The organism is Pseudomonas sp. LBUM1657, from assembly GCF_059716075.1.
This window is the reverse complement of sequence record NZ_CP166799.1, coordinates 5,356,210-5,372,323: the sequence shown is the minus strand read 5'-3', so window position 1 is coordinate 5,372,323 and position 16,114 is coordinate 5,356,210. Positions and strand designations below refer to the sequence as shown.

Genomic DNA, 16,114 nt, shown 5'->3' with positions numbered 1-16,114 from the left:
TACAGGTCGATTGGTTTTGTTGTGGGGGCTTGAAACCTGCCCAGGCATCGACCTTGACCCGAGCATACAAAAGCCCTGCGCTTCATTGCATTGCACTAGGACAATTGCTTTGCACGGATTCTCGCGGGATGCTGTCCCGACGAGCACAGACGCGGGTTTTAGCGCTGATGGACAAGTGGAAAGCAGCATTGGAAATCGCCCGCAGTGGCGAGTCCAAATACAAAATTCTGGTGCAGGCGATCGCCGATGACATCGAACAGGGTGTGCTGGCCAACGATCAGCGCCTGCCACCCCAGCGGCACGTTGCCGATGCCATGGGCATCAGCGTGCAGACGGTCACCAATGCCTATAAGGAACTGGAGCGTCAGGGCCTGGTGCGTTGCGAAGTGGGGCGCGGCAGCTTTGTCTCGCGGCGCATGAGCGACCGGGTGGCCACTTATATTCTTGATAGTCCCGAGCGGGCGCTGGTGGACTTTTCCATCGCGCGGATTCTGCACACTCGCGAGCATGACCAGTTCTGGCGTGACACCTGTCGCGAGCTCAGCACCGAAGAAGATCAGCCATGGATTCACGCGTTTCGTCCGATCGCCGGTTTCGAATCCCACCGTGAGGCGGCCATGCACTGGATCGGCCGGCAGGGTCTGCGGGTCGAGCGCGATGACATCCTGATCACCAACGGCGCGGCCCACGCGGTGTTTCTCGCCCTGGCTTCGCTGGCCGGCCCTGACGATGTGGTGCTCTGCGAAGGCGTGACCGACCACGGCGTGATCGGCAATTCCCAAGTGCTCGGGTTTACCCTCAAGGGCCTGGAGATGGACCGCCACGGCATCGACCCGGAGCATTTCGAAGACATGTGCAGCAACGAGCGCATCACCGCGCTGGTCTGTACGCCGAACCTGAACAACCCGACCACCAGCCTGATGCCGGACAGCCGCCGGCGCGAAATCGCCGACATCGCCCGGCGCTTCGGCGTGCACATTATCGAAGACGATGTCTACGGGCCGTTGCTGGATGAGCGCCGCGCACCGCCGATCAGTCATTACCTGCCGGAGCTGTCGTTCTATTGCACCAGCATGACCAAGTCGGTGCTGACCGGTTTGCGCATCGGCTACCTGGTGATGCCCAAGCGTCTGGCACTGCGCACCGAAAGTATTTTGCGGGTCAACAGCTGGATGGCCACGCCCATGGTGTCCGAGATCGCCGCGCGCTGGATTCGCGACGGTCGCGCCGACACCCTGGTAAGCCTGCAGCGCAAATTGTTGGCCGGACGCCAGGTGATGGTCAGCGAATACCTGGGCGACTACCTGCTCGGCCAGCATCCTCATGCACTGAATGCGTGGGTCGGCATCCCGCCGCACTGGGAGGTCGACAGCCTGGTGCGAGCCCTGCGCCACCGGCACATCGCGGTCACTTCTCCTGATCCCTTTACCGTGCGTGGCACACCTCGGCCACGGGCGGTGCGGATCTGTGTCGGTGCCGAATGCAGCGACGAAGAAATGCGCGATGCGCTGATCAGCATGCGCGAGATATTCGGTCAGTACCCGCAAATCCACGACTTTTGACCGGGTAAAAAGTCGGCAAAAAGTTTGTCGGCTAAATTGCCCTAGTACATTCATCGTGACAATCCAGCCCTCTTAGACTGCGCCCAACACCTCAGTGGGATGCGGTCATGTCAGCGCTGCAACTAAACGATATTTACCTCGCCCGCCAGCGAATCGAATCGCTGGTCCGGCGTACCCCCATGGAATATTCGCCCAGCCTTTCCCGGCGATTGGGCGTGGCGGTGTACCTCAAACTCGAATCCCTGCAAATCACCGGCAGCTTCAAGTTGCGTGGCGCGAGCAATGCCGTGGCGCAACTTAGCGCCGAACAAAAGGCCCATGGCGTGGTGGCGGCGTCGACTGGTAATCATGGTCGTGCGCTGGCGCATGCCGCTTCTCGGCAAGGGGTGAAGGCGACCATTTGCCTGTCGCACCTGGTGCCGGCGAACAAGGTTCAGGCCATTCGTGAACTCGGCGCCGAGGTGTGCATCGTCGGTCAGTCTCAGGACGATGCACAGCGCGAAGCCGAGCGCATTGCCCGCGAGGACGGTGCGACATTGCTGCCGCCGTTCGATCACCCGGCAATCATTGCCGGGCAGGGCACGCTGGGGCTGGAAATCCTCGAACAGCAACCGGACGTCGCCCAAATCCTGGTGCCGTTGTCCGGCGGCGGGCTGTTTGCCGGCGTGGCGCTGGCGATCAAAAGCGCCAATCCGCAGATCGTCACCCATGGCCTCAGCATGCAGCGTGGTGCGGCCATGCACGCCAGCCTGGCGGCCGGGCATCCGGTGGAAGTCGAAGAGCTGCCGACCCTGGCCGACTCACTCGGCGGCGGCATCGGCCTGGACAACCGTTACACCTTCAACATGACCCGCGACCTCTGCGATCACTTGCACCTGCTCAGCGAACCCTCCATCGCCAATGCCCTCCGTCATGCCTACCGCGAAGAGCGGCTGGTGCTGGAAGGCGCGGCGGCGGTCGGCATCGCGGCGTTACTCGACGGCTTGATCGAGCCGCGCGGGCCAATCGTCGTGGTGGTGAGCGGGCGCAACGTCGACATCGATCAGCACTTGCGCGTCCTCGCTGGCGCGGATGCGTGAACCCCAACAATAACGACTGAATGGAGTGCCGCGTTGATGAGTGAAATCACCTTGTTGAGCGAAGCGGATCTGCGCGCCTGCGTGGCGCTGGATTTGCCGAGCATCGAAGCCATCGAACAGGCATTCGTGCTGCTGGCCACGGCCGCCGTGGCCATGCCGCCGATCCTGCGTCTGGACATCCCCGAGCACAACGGCGAAGTGGACGTGAAGACCGCGTACCTGCCGGGCCTGGAGCGTTTTGCGATCAAGGTCAGCCCGGGGTTTTTCGACAATCCGAAACTCGGGCTGCCGAGCCTCAACGGCATGATGATGCTGTTGTCGGCACGCACCGGTCTGCTGGATGCCCTGTTGCTGGATAACGGTTACCTGACTGCCGTGCGTACGGCGGCGGCCGGCGCAGTGGCGGCGCGCGCATTGTCGCGAGCCGACAGTCGCAGCGTGGCGCTGATCGGTGCTGGCGAGCAGGCCGCGTTGCAGCTTCAGGCCTTGCGCTTGGTACGGCCGATTGAAAGCGTGCGGGTCTGGGCCCGCGACCGCGCCAAGGCCGAAGCCTTCAGTGTCGAGCTGGCGCGCAGCAGCGGCCTGGCAGTCATGCCGTGCGCCAGCATCGACGAGGCAATGGCTGAAGTAGACATCGCGATCACCTGCACCCCGAGTCGCGAACCCTTGATCGAAGCGCGCCACTTGCACCCCGGCCTACACATCACGGCCATGGGCTCGGACGTCGAACACAAAAACGAAATTTCCCCCCAGGCCCTGGCGCAAGTCGATCGCTACGTGGCGGATCGATTGAGCCAGACCCGCATCCTCGGCGAGTTGCATCACGCCCTCGTGGCTGGGGTCATTGCCGACGAATCGAACCTGGCGGAACTGGGACAAGTGCTGGCGGGCCAGCGCCCCGGTCGGGCCCACTCGGCGCATATCACCTTGTGCGATCTCACCGGCACCGGCGCCCAGGACACCGCCATGGCCAACCTGGCCTTCGAGCGCGCGCGCTCGGCCGGCAAGGGTTTTCAGTTCGGCAGCTAAGCCGTTTTTTCATCCGCGCGTCATTTATCAGAGGGCAGGTGCATGTCTCAGATAGTCGTCAATCTTCCGTTCGAACGGGAGGAATACGCCCAGCGTCTGGCCAAGGTTCGAGCGGCCATGCAGGCGCAAGGTATCGAGCTGTTGCTGGTCACCGATCCGTCGAACATGGCCTGGCTGACCGGCTACGACGGTTGGTCGTTTTATGTGCATCAATGTGTGTTGCTGGCGCTCGACGGCGAGCCGGTGTGGTTCGGTCGCGGGCAGGATGCCAATGGCGCCAAACGCACGGTGTTCATGCAGCACGAGAACATCGTCGGTTACCCGGACATCTACGTGCAGTCCCGGGAACGTCATCCGATGGATTACCTGTCGCGGGAAGTCATCACCGCCCGCGGCTGGGATGCGCTGACCATCGGCGTGGAAATGGATAACTATTACTTCAGCGCCGCCGCTTATCTGTCGCTGAAGAAACACCTGCCCAAAGCCACCCTGAACGACGCGGTCGGGCTGGTGAATTGGCAACGGGCGATCAAGTCACCGCAGGAAATCGCCTACATGCGCATCGCGGCGCGCATCGTCGAAAACATGCACGGGCGCATCCTCGAACGGATCGAACCGGGCATGCGCAAAAACGAACTGGTGGCCGAGATCTACAGCAGTGGCATTCTCGGTGCGGACGGGCATGGCGGCGATTACCCGGCCATCGTGCCGCTGTTGCCGACGGGCGCCGACGCCAGCGCGCCGCACCTGACTTGGGACGATTCGCCGTTCGAAAAGGGCGCCGGGACGTTCTTCGAAATTGCCGGTTGCTACAAACGCTATCACTGCCCGTTGTCGCGCACGATCTACCTGGGCAAGCCGCCGCAGCACTTTCTCGACGGCGAAAAAGCCGTGGTCGAAGGCATCGCCGCCGGGCTCGATGCAGCGAAACCAGGCAACACCACTGGTGACATTGCCGTCGCGTTTTTCAAGGTGCTGGAGAAGTTCGGCATCCACAAGGACAGCCGTTGCGGCTACCCGATCGGGATCAGTTATCCACCGGATTGGGGCGAGCGCACCATGAGCCTGCGTCCCGGCGACACCAGCGTATTGCAGCCGGGCATGACGTTTCACTTCATGCCGGGCCTGTGGATGGACGATTGGGGGCTGGAAATCACCGAAAGCATTTTGATCACCGACTCTGGCGTCGAGACGCTGTGCAACGTGCCACGCCAACTGTTCGTGAAGGATTGAGCCATGAGCGAATTGCCTGACAACCCCATCAGCGCCACGGTGGATTTTGCCCGCGAAGGCGTGCAGCACGGGTTCCTCAAATTACCTTATTCCCGGGACGATTCAGCCTGGGGCGCGGTGATGATTCCGGTCACGGTCATCCAGCGCGGTCATGGACCGACCGCGCTGCTCACTGGCGGTAATCACGGTGACGAATACGAAGGCCCGGTGGCGTTGAGCAAACTGGCGCAGGGTTTGACGGCCGCCGAGGTTGCCGGGCGAGTGATTATCGTCCCGTTCATGAACACTCCGGCGTTTCATGTCGGCCGGCGCACGTCGCCGATCGACAAGGGCAACCTCAATCGCAGCTTCCCCGGCAAACCGGATGGCACGGTGACAGAGAAAATCGCCGATTACTTCAACCGCACCTTGCTGCCGTTGGCCGATATCGTGCTGGACATTCATTCCGGTGGCCGCACCCTGGATTTTCTGCCGTTCGCTGCTTGCCACGTGCTGCCGGACAAAAATCAGCAGGCGCAATGCGAAGCCGGCATGCGCGCGTTCAGTGCCCCGTACAGCATGCGCATGCTGGAGCTCGACGCCGGGGCGATGTACGACACCGCCGCTGAAAGTCAGGGCAAAGTGTTTGTCACCACTGAACTGGGTGGCGGTGGCTCGTCCAGTGCGCGCAGTGTGGCGATTGCCGAACGCGGGGTGCGTAATCTGCTGGTGCATGCCGGGATTCTCGAAGGTGAGGTTCAGACCGCGCCGTCGATCATGCTCGACATGCCCGACGCCGATTGCTTCATTGCCAGCGAGCACGACGGGTTACTGGAAATGTGCTGTGATCTGGGCGACAACGTAAACAAGGGCGAAGTGATCGCCCGGGTTTACGACGCCACTCGCACGGGTGTTGCACCGGTGGAATATCGCGCAGCCCGCAGCGGCTTGTTGGCGGCGCGGCATTTTCCCGGGCTGGTGCGCTGCGGCGATACCGTGGCAGTCATCGCCGAAGTGCTGACCTAACCAAAATCTCCTGTGGGAGCGGGCTTGCTCGCGAAAGCGGTGTATCAGTCAACACACATGTTGAATGTCAGTCCGCTTTCGCGAGCAAGCCCGCTCCCACAGGATCTCATCGCACTGGAGATCTTCGGCCCATGCACAAACTCGATCGCTACGACCTGAAAATCCTGCGGATCCTCGCCGAAGACGGGCGTATCACCAAGTCGAGCCTGGCCGAGGCGATCAATCTCTCCGTGACCCCGGCGTGGGAGCGGGTACGCAAGCTGGAGGCTCTGGGGTTGATCAAGGGCTACCGCGCGCAGATCGACTGGAATGCGGTGTTCAAAAGTCAGCAAGTGCTGGTGGAAATCACCCTGGCCCGTCATACCGCCCAGGACATGCGGCGCTTCGAGCAACGCATGAACGAGGCGACCGAAGTGGCGTTCTGTTACGCCACCGGTGGAGGCGTCGATTACATGGCGATGATCCAGGCACCGGACATCGACCATTACCAACGGTTTATCGACCAGTTGTTACTCGATGATCTGGGCATCGAACGCTACTTCACCTACATCGTGACCAAGACCATCAAGACTGCGGGCGCGTTGCCCGCCGAGCTGGCGCAGGAGCCATAAAAACACCGCAAATAAAAATGTGGGAGCGGGCTTGCTCGCGAAGGCGGTGTGTCAGGCAACACAAAGCTCGACTGACACTCCCTCTTCGCGAGCAAGCCCGCTCCCACAGTGGATTCTCTGTGGTTTGAGGACAGTGCTCCCTGGCTGACATTGCGGCGAAACCCTCACCGCAAAAATCCCCGATTTACCGCTGCTCAATCAGAAAAAACCGCCTGCCACACCTGGGTTTTCAGCAAATCCCCCAAGCCACGCCGCCCTAACATGGATTCACGCACACGGATTGGAGTGAACGCCATGACCTACAAACATCCACTGCTGTTCAAAGCGCTTTGCTACGTCGACGGCCATTGGGTCCACAGCGACAGCGGTAACAGCGTCGCCGTGCACTACCCGGCTGACGGCAAGTTGATCGGCCATGTGCCGATGCTCGATCAGCCGCAGATCGTCGCGGCGGTCGATGCCGCACACCGGGCGTTTGCCGACTGGCGCGAACAAAGCCTGGAGGCGCGCGGGGCGATTCTGCGGCGCTGGGCCGCGCTGATTCTGGAGCATCAGGAAGACTTGGCGCGGATTCTCAGCCAGGAACAAGGCAAGCCACTGGCCGAGTCTCGTGGTGAAATCGCCTACGCTGCCAGTTTCATTCCGTGGTTCGCCGAGGAAGCGCGGCGCCTGTATGGGCAGAACATTCCCAGCCATATCCCCAACGCGCATTTGGGCACGGTCAAGGAACCAGTGGGCGTTTGCGCGCTGCTGACACCGTGGAACTTCCCTTCGGCGATGATCACCCGCAAAGCCGCGGCAGCCTTGGCCGCCGGTTGCACTGTGGTGATCAAGCCGGCCCATGAAACGCCGTTTTCGGCATTGGCCTTGGCACAACTGGCCGAGGAAGCGGGTTTCCCGGCCGGCGTGTTCAACGTGGTGCTGGGCGACCCCCAGATGACCATGGAAACCCTGGTGCAGGACAGCCGCGTGCGTTCGGTCAGTTTCACCGGCTCGACCCGCGTCGGTAAGTTGGTCTTGCAAGCGGCGGCGCAGGATGTGAAGAAAGTGTCTCTGGAGCTGGGCGGCAATGCGCCGTTCATTGTCTGCGCCGATGCCGATCTGGAGTTGGCGGTAAAAGTCGCGGTGGAGGCGAAGTTCCAGACTTCGGGCCAGGATTGCTGTGCGGCCAATCGGATCATGGTCGAGCGTTCGATCTACCCGGAATTTCTCCAACGTTTTGCTGCGGCAGTGCGCGAGCTGCGGGTCGGCCCGGCACTGGTGGGCGGTCAGGAGCAAAACGTCGACATCGGACCGTTGATGCATCAGGCCGCGTTCGATGTCACGGCTGAACGTGTTGCAGACGCTATTCAACTCGGTGCGCTACGCCTGGTCGGCGGCGAGGCCCATGCCCTCGGCGGGTTGTTCTACCAGCCGACGGTACTGGCCGATGTCACCCCGCAGATGCGTATCTACCGCGAAGAAAATTTCGCGCCGATTGCCGGGGTACTGCCGTTCGACACGATTGAGCAAGCCATCGAAATGGCCAACGACACCGAATACGGTCTGGCCGCCTACATTTGTTCCAACCGTCTGGACCTGATCTACCCCCTGATCCGCCGCCTCGACCATGCGATGGTCGCGGTCAACGGCGTCAAGTTCACCGGCCATCCGATCCCGTTCGGTGGCATGAAAGCCTCGGGACTGGGCCGCGAAGGCGGCACCGAGGGCTTCGAAGCCTTTGTCGAAACCAAATATTTTTGTCTGCACCATCAAGGCCAGTTCTAAGGCCAGTTCTCAGGAGACATGCCATGAACCAAGAACTCGATACGCTGTTCGAACAAGACCGCGCGCACTTCATGCACCCTTCGACCCACGCCCATGATCACGCCAGCGGCGCGCTCAAAGGGCGCATCATCAAGAGCGCCTCGGGCATCCGCATTCGCGATCACGAGGGCCGCGAGTTCATCGACGCCTTTGCCGGCCTGTACTGCGTGAACATCGGCTACGGCCGCACCGAAGTCGCCGATGCGATCTACAAGCAAGCCAAGGAGCTGGCCTATTACCACACCTATATGGGCCATTCGAGCGAGGCGATCATCGAGCTGTCCAGCCGCATCATGGACTGGGCGCCCGAGGGCATGAAAAAGGTCTATTACGGCCTGTCCGGTTCCGACGCCAACGAAACCCAGATCAAACTGGTGCGTTACTACAACAACGTGTTGGGTCGCCCGCAGAAGAAGAAAATCATCTCTCGGGATCGCGGTTACCACGGCTCGGGGATCATGACCGGTAGCCTCACCGGACTGGCGGCGTTCCATCAGCATTTCGACTTGCCGGAGCAAGGCGTCACACACACTGTTTGCCCACATTGGTACCGCAAAGCTCCTGCCGGCATGGACGAGGCCGCCTTTGTCCGTTATTGCGCCGACGAGCTGGAGAAAATGATCCTCACCGAGGGCCCCGACACCGTCGCCGCGTTCATTGGCGAGCCGGTCATGGGTACCGGCGGCATCGTGGTCCCTCCGGCCGGTTACTGGACGGCGATTCAAGCGGTGCTGAACAAGTACGACGTGTTGCTGATCGCCGACGAAGTGGTCTGCGCCTTCGGTCGCCTGGGTTCGAAAATGGGCAGTCAACGCTACGGCATGCGTCCGGACCTGATCACCACGGCCAAAGGCCTGACCAGCGCCTACGCACCGTTGTCGGCGGTGATCGTCGGCGAAAAGGTCTGGGACGTGATCGAAAAGGCTTCCGAATCCCAGGGCGCCATGGGCCATGGCTGGACCTATTCCGGGCATCCGATCTGCGCGGCGGCGGCCTTGGCCAACCTCGATATCCTGGAGCGGGAAAACCTCACGGCTAATGCCGAGCAGGTCGGCAGCTACCTGAACCGCCGCTTGCGCGAAATCCTGGAAGGCCATCCACTGGTAGGCGAAGTGCGCGGCGACGGTATGCTCGCCGCCGTGGAGTTCATGGCCGACCGTGAACAGCGCACCCCATTTGACGCCGCCTTGAAGGTCGGCCCGAAGGTTTCGGCTGCGTGCTTGGAGCGCGGCATGATCGCCCGTGCGATGCCCCATGGCGACATCCTCGGCTTCGCCCCACCGTTGATCCTGACCGAGGAAGAGGCGGACTTGATTGTCGACATCACTAAGGGTGCGGTTGATCAGGTGGCTAGCGAGTTGTTGGGCTAACTCTTTCCGGCATGAGCTGTTTGTGTCGCCTGTACTGGCCTCTTCGCGAGCAAGCCCGCTCCCACAGGATTTGTGTTTGATCACTGTTTTGTGATCGACATAGAACCCATGTGGGAGCGGGCTTGCCCGCGAAGCGGCCAGTACAGGCACCAGAGATACCGGACCAGAAACAAAAAGCCCTCGAACAATCACTTGCTCGAGGGCTTTTTTGTTTCTTACGAAACTTGATTACTTCTTCAGGCCGTAATGCTCATCAAGCATGCCCGGCGCGTTCGGGGCTTTTGGCGCGTAATCGCGAGGCGGCTCCTGATTGCGCGGCGGTGTCAGGCGTTCCCGTGGCGCCTGCGCCGCGTCGGCTTGCAGGGAAGCCAGCAAGCGTTGGCGAGTCTGTTCGTCCAGGGCCAGGCGGTTGGCGCCCTCGGCGAGATGATCCTGCACTTCCTGATAGCTCTGAGTCAGTTTCTTGACCAGTGTTGCAGTGCTGTTGAAGTGGGTAACCACCTCATTCTGATAACTGTCGAAACGTTCCTGAATATCGTCCAGCTGACGCTGCGTGCGGTTAGGCGCGGCATTTGGCACCAGGCGAGCGATCAGGAACCCAATGGCGACACCCACAACCAGGGCAAGAGTCGGCAACAACCAAACTAAGAGCGAGTGTTCCACGAGTCCTTCCTCTATAAACGGCTTTGCTTTACGTTAACGGCTCGAACCTGCGCTGTATACCGCGATTCACTCGCAATAGATTGGCACAGACAATTTGCTAGACGAGTCGACCCGATTCGAGGTCACGGAGTTCCTTCCTTGCTTATGCGCGAAACCCCTGTAGTAATTGATGGCCCGGTCGGCCAACTGGAAGCCCTCTACCTGGACAACGACCAGCCCCGCGGCCTGGCGTTGATCTGTCACCCTAACCCGGTGCAGGGCGGCACCATGCTCAACAAAGTGGTCTCGACCCTGCAGCGCACCGCGCGCGACGCCGGTTTGATTACCTTGCGCTTCAATTATCGTGGCGTCGGTGCCAGCGAAGGCACCCACGATATGGGCACCGGCGAAGTCGACGACGCCCAAGCCGTTGCCGAATGGCTACGAGCCAAACACCCCGGGTTGCCGCTGACGCTGTTCGGATTCTCCTTCGGTGGTTTTGTTGCAGCAAGTCTCGGCGGACGTCTGGAAGTCAAGGGTGAGCAGCTCAAGCACCTGTTCATGGTCGCGCCTGCGGTGATGCGTCTGGGCGATCAACATCAACTGCCGCAGCAAGGCGAGCTGACCCTGATCCAGCCGGAAACCGACGAAGTCATCGACCCGCAAGCCGTCTACGACTGGTCCGAAAAACTCGAGCGTCCCCATGAGCTGCTGAAAGTGGCAGAATGCGGACACTTTTTTCATGGCAAGCTGACCGATCTCAAGGATCTGATCCTGCCGCGTCTTTCGAATTGATTGCAGTCTGACAAGCGATTACCCATGACGACTCGTACCCGTATCCTCACCGGCATCACCACCACCGGCACGCCGCACCTGGGCAACTACGCCGGCGCCATCCGCCCGGCGATCCTTGCCAGCCGCGACAGCAATGCCGATTCGTTCTACTTCCTGGCCGACTACCACGCCCTGATCAAGTGCGATGACCCGCTGCGCATCCAGCGCTCGCGTCTGGAAATCGCCGCGACCTGGCTGGCCGGTGGCCTGGATGTGGACCGCGTGACGTTCTATCGCCAGTCCGATATCCCGGAAATCCCCGAGTTGACCTGGCTGCTGACCTGCGTGGCCGCCAAGGGCCTGCTCAACCGCGCCCACGCCTACAAGGCTTCGGTGGACAAGAACGTCGAAACCGGCGAAGACCCGGACGCCGGCATCACCATGGGGCTTTACAGCTACCCGGTGCTGATGGCGGCGGACATTTTGATGTTCAACGCTCACAAGGTGCCGGTCGGTCGGGACCAGATCCAGCACGTGGAAATGGCTCGTGACATCGGCCAGCGTTTCAACCACCTGTTTGGCCAGGGCAAGGAATTCTTCACCATGCCCGAGGCGCTGATCGAAGAAAGCGTCGCCACGCTGCCCGGCCTCGACGGTCGCAAGATGTCGAAGAGCTACGACAACACCATTCCGTTGTTCAGCAGCGCCAAAGAGATGAAGGACGCGATTTCGCGGATCGTTACCGACTCCCGCGCGCCGGGTGAAGCCAAAGATCCGGACAATTCGCACTTGTTCACGCTGTTCCAGGCCTTCGCCACCCCGGCGCAATCCGACGAGTTCCGCAGTGAACTGTTGCAGGGCCTGGGATGGGGCGAGGCGAAAAATCGTCTGTTCCAGCTGCTGGACAATGAATTGGGCGAGTCCCGCGAGCGCTATCACCAGTTGATCGAACGCCCGGCGGACCTGGAAGACATCCTGCAAGCTGGTGCGAAAAAGGCTCGCTCGGTGGCGACGCCGTTCCTCCACGAACTGCGCGAAGCGGTCGGCCTGCGTTCTTTCGTCGCCCAGACCCAAGTCGCTGCGACCGCCAAGAAGAAAGCCGCGAAAGCCGCTCGTTTTGTCAGTTTCCGCGAAGAAGACAGCAGTTTCCGTTTCCGTCTGCTGGCGGCCGACGGCGAACAACTGCTGCTGTCGCGCAACTTCGCGGACGGCAAAACCGCAGGTCAAGTGACCAAGCAGCTGCAATCGGGCCAGCCGTTGGATGTGCGTAGTGAAGACCGGAGTTTCAGCGTCTGGCTGGAAGGCGAGTGTGTTGGCGACAGCCCGACTTTTGCTGACAACGCCGCTCGCGACATCGCCATCGACACTTTGCGGGTTGCTCTGACGCCTGTTCAGGAATAAACAACGGTTCGGTCCGACCAAGGGCCGATTGCCATTCCCACGGGCCGTCGCTACAGTGACGGCCCGTTTTTGTTGCCTTGCTAACGAATTATGACGCCCCTAGAACGATATCAAGCTGATCTGAAACGTCCGGAATTCTTCCATGACGCTGCGCAGGAAACTGCGGTGCGCCATTTGCAGCGCCTGTACGACGACCTGGTTGCTGCGTCGAACAACAAACCGGGCCTGCTCGGCAAACTGTTTGGCAAGAAAGAACAGGCGCCGGTCAAGGGCCTGTACTTCTGGGGCGGCGTTGGCCGCGGCAAGACTTACCTGGTCGACACCTTCTTCGAAGCGCTGCCGTTCAAGGAAAAGGTCCGGACGCACTTCCACCGCTTCATGAAGCGCGTGCACGAAGAGATGAAGACCCTCGGCGGCGAGAAAAACCCGCTGACCATCATCGCCAAGCGTTTCTCCGACGAAGCCCGGGTGATCTGTTTCGATGAATTCTTCGTGTCTGACATCACCGACGCGATGATTCTCGGCACGTTGATGGAAGAGCTGTTCAAGAACGGCGTGACCCTGGTCGCGACCTCGAACATCGTGCCGGACGGCCTCTACAAGGACGGCCTGCAACGCGCACGCTTCCTGCCGGCCATTGCGTTGATCAAGCAGAACACCGAAATCGTCAACGTCGACAGTGGCGTCGATTATCGTCTGCGTCACCTTGAGCAAGCCGAATTGTTCCACTTCCCGCTTGACGACGCGTCCCACGAAAGCCTGCGCAAAAGCTTCCGCGCCCTGACGCCGGAATGCACCGCAGCCATCGAAAATGACGTGCTGATGATCGAGAACCGCGAAATCCGTGCCGTGCGCACCTGCGATGACGTGGCCTGGTTCGACTTCCGCGAACTGTGCGACGGCCCGCGCAGCCAGAACGACTACATCGAACTGGGCAAGATCTTCCACGCCGTATTGCTCAGCGGTGTCGAGCAAATGAGCGTCACCACCGACGACATCGCCCGACGCTTCATCAACATGGTCGATGAGTTCTACGACCGTAACGTGAAGCTGATCATTTCTGCCGAAGTCGAGCTCAAAGACCTCTACACCGGCGGTCGCCTGAACTTCGAGTTCCAGCGCACCCTCAGCCGTCTGCTGGAAATGCAGTCCCACGAATTCCTGTCCCGGGCGCACAAGCCGTAGGACGTTTCGGAAAATAAAAAAAGGCCTGCAATGCAGGCCTTTTTTTATTCTCCGAAGAACCAATGTGGGAGCGGTGTTGATTCCTACGCCGCCTGCTGAAACTGCTGCCGATACTGGTTCGGCGAGAGCTCAGTGTGCTGGCGGAACAACCGCGCAAAGAAACTCGCATCGTCGTAACCGACTTCATAGCTGATGGTCTTGATGCTTTTTCTGCTGCCGGATAGCAAGCCCTTGGCGGTTTCGATGCGCAGGCGTTGCAGGTAATGCAGGGGCTTGTCGCCGGTGGCGGTCTGGAAGCGGCGCATGAAGTTGCGGATGCTCATGCCGTGCTCGCGAGCGACGTCTTCGAAGCGGAACTTGTCGGCGAAGTGTTCTTCGAGCCAGTGCTGGATCTGCAGGATGATCACGTCCTGGTGCAGCTTCTGCCCACCGAAACCGATTCTTCCCGGAGAGTAGCTGCGCCGTACTTCGTAGAGAATGTCGCGGGCCACGGCCTGGGACACGTTGGCGCCACAGAAACGCTCGATCAGATAAATGTAGAGGTCGCACGCCGAGGTGGTGCCGCCGGCGCAATAGAGGTTGTCGGCGTCGGTCAGGTGCTTGTCCTGATTGAGCTGAACCTTGGGGAAGCGTTCAGCGAAGGCGTTGAAGAAACGCCAGTAAGTGGTCGCTTCCTTGCCATCGAGCAGCCCGGCTTCGGCAAGCCAGAACACGCCAGTGGCCTCACCGCAAAGTACCGCGCCGCGAGCATGTTGCTGACGCAGCCACGGCAGGACCTGTGGATAACGTTGGCAAAGGGTTTCGAAATCGTCCCAGAACGCGGGCAGCACGATGATGTCGGCGTTTTCCAGACCGCCGTCCACCGGCATGATCACATCGCTGAAGCTGTTCACGGGTTTGCCGTCGGGACTGACCAGCCGGGTTTCGAACGCCGGCGTCAGGCCGTGGCCCAGTTGTTTGCCATAGCGCAAGCTGGCCAGGTGGAAGAAATCCTTGGCTTGCATGAGGGTGGAAGCGAAAACCCGGTCGATAGCCAGGATGCTGACGCGCCGCAGGGGCGTGGAGACTTGCTTAGACATAATTCAACTTTATTTTTATAAGGGGAAAGTGGTCACCAGACGGCTGGATCGTCTTATTTTTTGTCGGATGTGTCCAGTGTCCTGTATCGGACGCGAGGCTTAGTCTCTGAAGGTCAATTCCCTCTAACAATAACGACAGGTGCCGCATGATCCCCAGAACCTTGTTCAGTTCCGAGCACGAACTTTTTCGCGACAGCGTACGAACGTTCCTTGAAAAAGAAGCCGTGCCGTTCCATGGGCAATGGGAAAAACAAGGCTACATCGACCGCAAACTCTGGAACAAGGCAGGGGAGGCGGGGATGCTGTGTTCGCACTTGCCGGAAGAATATGGCGGGCTGGGAGCGGACTTTCTCTACAGCGCCGTGGTGATCGAAGAGGTGGGACGCCTGGGCCTGACCGGTATCGGTTTTTCCCTGCATTCCGACATCGTCGCGCCCTACATCCTGCATTACGGCAGTGAAGCGCTGAAGCACAAATACCTGCCAAAACTGGTGTCCGGGGAGATGGTCACCGCCATTGCGATGACCGAGCCGGGCGCCGGTTCCGACCTGCAGGGGGTGAAAACCACCGCAGTGCTCGATGGCGACGAGTATGTGATCAACGGCTCGAAGACTTTCATCACCAACGGCTATCTCGCCGACCTGGTGATTGTCGTGGCCAAGACCGATCCGAAGGCCGGCGCCAAGGGCACCAGTCTGTTTCTGGTGGAAGCCGACACTCCGGGCTTCGCCAAGGGCAAGCGCCTTGAAAAGGTCGGCATGAAGGCTCAGGACACCTCCGAATTGTTCTTCCAGGATGTGCGGGTGCCGAAGGAAAACCTGCTGGGCCAGGCCGGAATGGGGTTCGCTTACCTGATGCAGGAACTGCCGCAGGAGCGACTGACGGTCGCCGTCGGTGGCCTGGCATCGGCCGAAGCGGCGCTGCAATGGACACTGGAGTACACCCGCGAGCGCAAGGCGTTCGGCAAGGCCATCGCCGACTTCCAGAACACCCGCTTCAAACTGGCGGAGATGGCCACCGAGATCCAGATCGGCCGGGTCTTTGTCGATCGCTGTCTGGAACTGCACCTGCAAGGCAAGCTCGACGTGCCGACGGCGGCGATGGCCAAATACTGGGGCACGGACCTGCAATGCAAGGTACTCGACGAGTGCGTGCAGTTGCATGGCGGTTACGGGTTCATGTGGGAATACCCGGTGGCCCGGGCGTGGGCGGATGCGCGGGTGCAGCGGATCTATGCCGGGACCAACGAAATCATGAAGGAGATTATTGCGCGGTCGCTTTGATGCATTTCAGGGACTGTTAGACCGCTTTCGCGAGCAAATCCGCTCCCACATTCGA

14 protein-coding genes are annotated in these 16,114 nt (G+C 60.6%); 12 read left to right on the top strand and 2 right to left on the bottom strand.

Translation table 11 applies throughout. From position 1 onward, the window contains the following. Nucleotides 1-167: 167 nt before the first annotated feature. The 8 genes from ehuR (at nt 168) to ACA055_RS24785 (ending at nt 9,695) form a co-directional block, all read left to right on the top strand. Nucleotides 168-1,562: a MocR-like ectoine utilization transcription factor EhuR gene (gene ehuR / locus ACA055_RS24820; protein ID WP_497681017.1), complete on the top strand. Its 1,395-nt coding sequence runs from the start codon at nt 168-170 to the stop codon at nt 1,560-1,562. A 107-nt stretch (nt 1,563-1,669) separates the two neighbouring features. Continuing rightward, complete coding sequence (gene eutB / locus ACA055_RS24815) at nt 1,670-2,641, top strand: hydroxyectoine utilization dehydratase EutB (protein ID WP_497681016.1); 972 nt, start codon at nt 1,670-1,672, stop codon at nt 2,639-2,641. Between the two features lie 36 nt (nt 2,642-2,677). Beyond that, the gene (eutC, locus tag ACA055_RS24810) at nt 2,678-3,670 is read left to right on the top strand and encodes an ectoine utilization protein EutC (protein WP_497681015.1); all 993 of its coding nucleotides are present in this window, start codon (nt 2,678-2,680) and stop codon (nt 3,668-3,670) included. Between the two features lie 42 nt (nt 3,671-3,712). Continuing rightward, a complete protein-coding gene (doeA, locus tag ACA055_RS24805; protein WP_497681014.1) occupies nt 3,713-4,903 on the top strand; it encodes an ectoine hydrolase DoeA in 1,191 nt (396 codons plus the stop codon). A gap of 3 nt (nt 4,904-4,906) precedes the next feature. Continuing rightward, a complete protein-coding gene (gene doeB, locus ACA055_RS24800; RefSeq protein ID WP_497681013.1) occupies nt 4,907-5,908 on the top strand; it encodes a N(2)-acetyl-L-2,4-diaminobutanoate deacetylase DoeB in 1,002 nt (333 codons plus the stop codon). A 131-nt stretch (nt 5,909-6,039) separates the two neighbouring features. Beyond that, nucleotides 6,040-6,519 (top strand): Lrp/AsnC family transcriptional regulator, encoded by a 480-nt coding sequence (locus tag ACA055_RS24795; protein ID WP_497681012.1) that lies wholly within the window; start codon nt 6,040-6,042, stop codon nt 6,517-6,519. A 294-nt stretch (nt 6,520-6,813) separates the two neighbouring features. Further along, nucleotides 6,814-8,286, top strand: a complete 1,473-nt coding sequence (locus ACA055_RS24790; RefSeq protein WP_497681011.1) for an NAD-dependent succinate-semialdehyde dehydrogenase — start codon at nt 6,814-6,816, stop codon at nt 8,284-8,286. A 23-nt stretch (nt 8,287-8,309) separates the two neighbouring features. Further along, nucleotides 8,310-9,695, top strand: a complete 1,386-nt coding sequence (locus ACA055_RS24785) for an aspartate aminotransferase family protein (protein WP_497681010.1) — start codon at nt 8,310-8,312, stop codon at nt 9,693-9,695. Between the two features lie 228 nt (nt 9,696-9,923). On the opposite strand, the gene ACA055_RS24780 is transcribed toward ACA055_RS24785, so the two are convergent. Beyond that, nucleotides 9,924-10,358, bottom strand: coding sequence for a Z-ring associated ZapG family protein (locus tag ACA055_RS24780; RefSeq protein WP_497681009.1), 435 nt, complete (start codon nt 10,356-10,358; stop codon nt 9,924-9,926). Between the two features lie 144 nt (nt 10,359-10,502). Between ACA055_RS24780 and ACA055_RS24775 the strand changes: the two genes are divergently transcribed. From ACA055_RS24775 to zapE, 3 genes are all read left to right on the top strand, one after another. After that, a complete protein-coding gene (locus ACA055_RS24775) occupies nt 10,503-11,132 on the top strand; it encodes an alpha/beta hydrolase (RefSeq protein WP_497684483.1) in 630 nt (209 codons plus the stop codon). Between the two features lie 24 nt (nt 11,133-11,156). Further along, nucleotides 11,157-12,512: a tryptophan--tRNA ligase gene (locus ACA055_RS24770; protein ID WP_497681008.1), complete on the top strand. Its 1,356-nt coding sequence runs from the start codon at nt 11,157-11,159 to the stop codon at nt 12,510-12,512. Between the two features lie 90 nt (nt 12,513-12,602). Then, a complete protein-coding gene (gene zapE / locus ACA055_RS24765; protein ID WP_497681007.1) occupies nt 12,603-13,697 on the top strand; it encodes a cell division protein ZapE in 1,095 nt (364 codons plus the stop codon). Between the two features lie 83 nt (nt 13,698-13,780). Here the strand turns inward: zapE and ACA055_RS24760 are convergent, their stop codons facing one another. Then, nucleotides 13,781-14,677, bottom strand: a complete 897-nt coding sequence (locus ACA055_RS24760) for a GlxA family transcriptional regulator (protein ID WP_497684482.1) — start codon at nt 14,675-14,677, stop codon at nt 13,781-13,783. 245 nt (nt 14,678-14,922) lie between these two features. Between ACA055_RS24760 and ACA055_RS24755 the strand changes: the two genes are divergently transcribed. Then, nucleotides 14,923-16,059 (top strand): acyl-CoA dehydrogenase family protein, encoded by a 1,137-nt coding sequence (locus tag ACA055_RS24755; RefSeq protein ID WP_497681006.1) that lies wholly within the window; start codon nt 14,923-14,925, stop codon nt 16,057-16,059. The last annotated feature ends 55 nt before the right edge of the window (nt 16,060-16,114 follow it).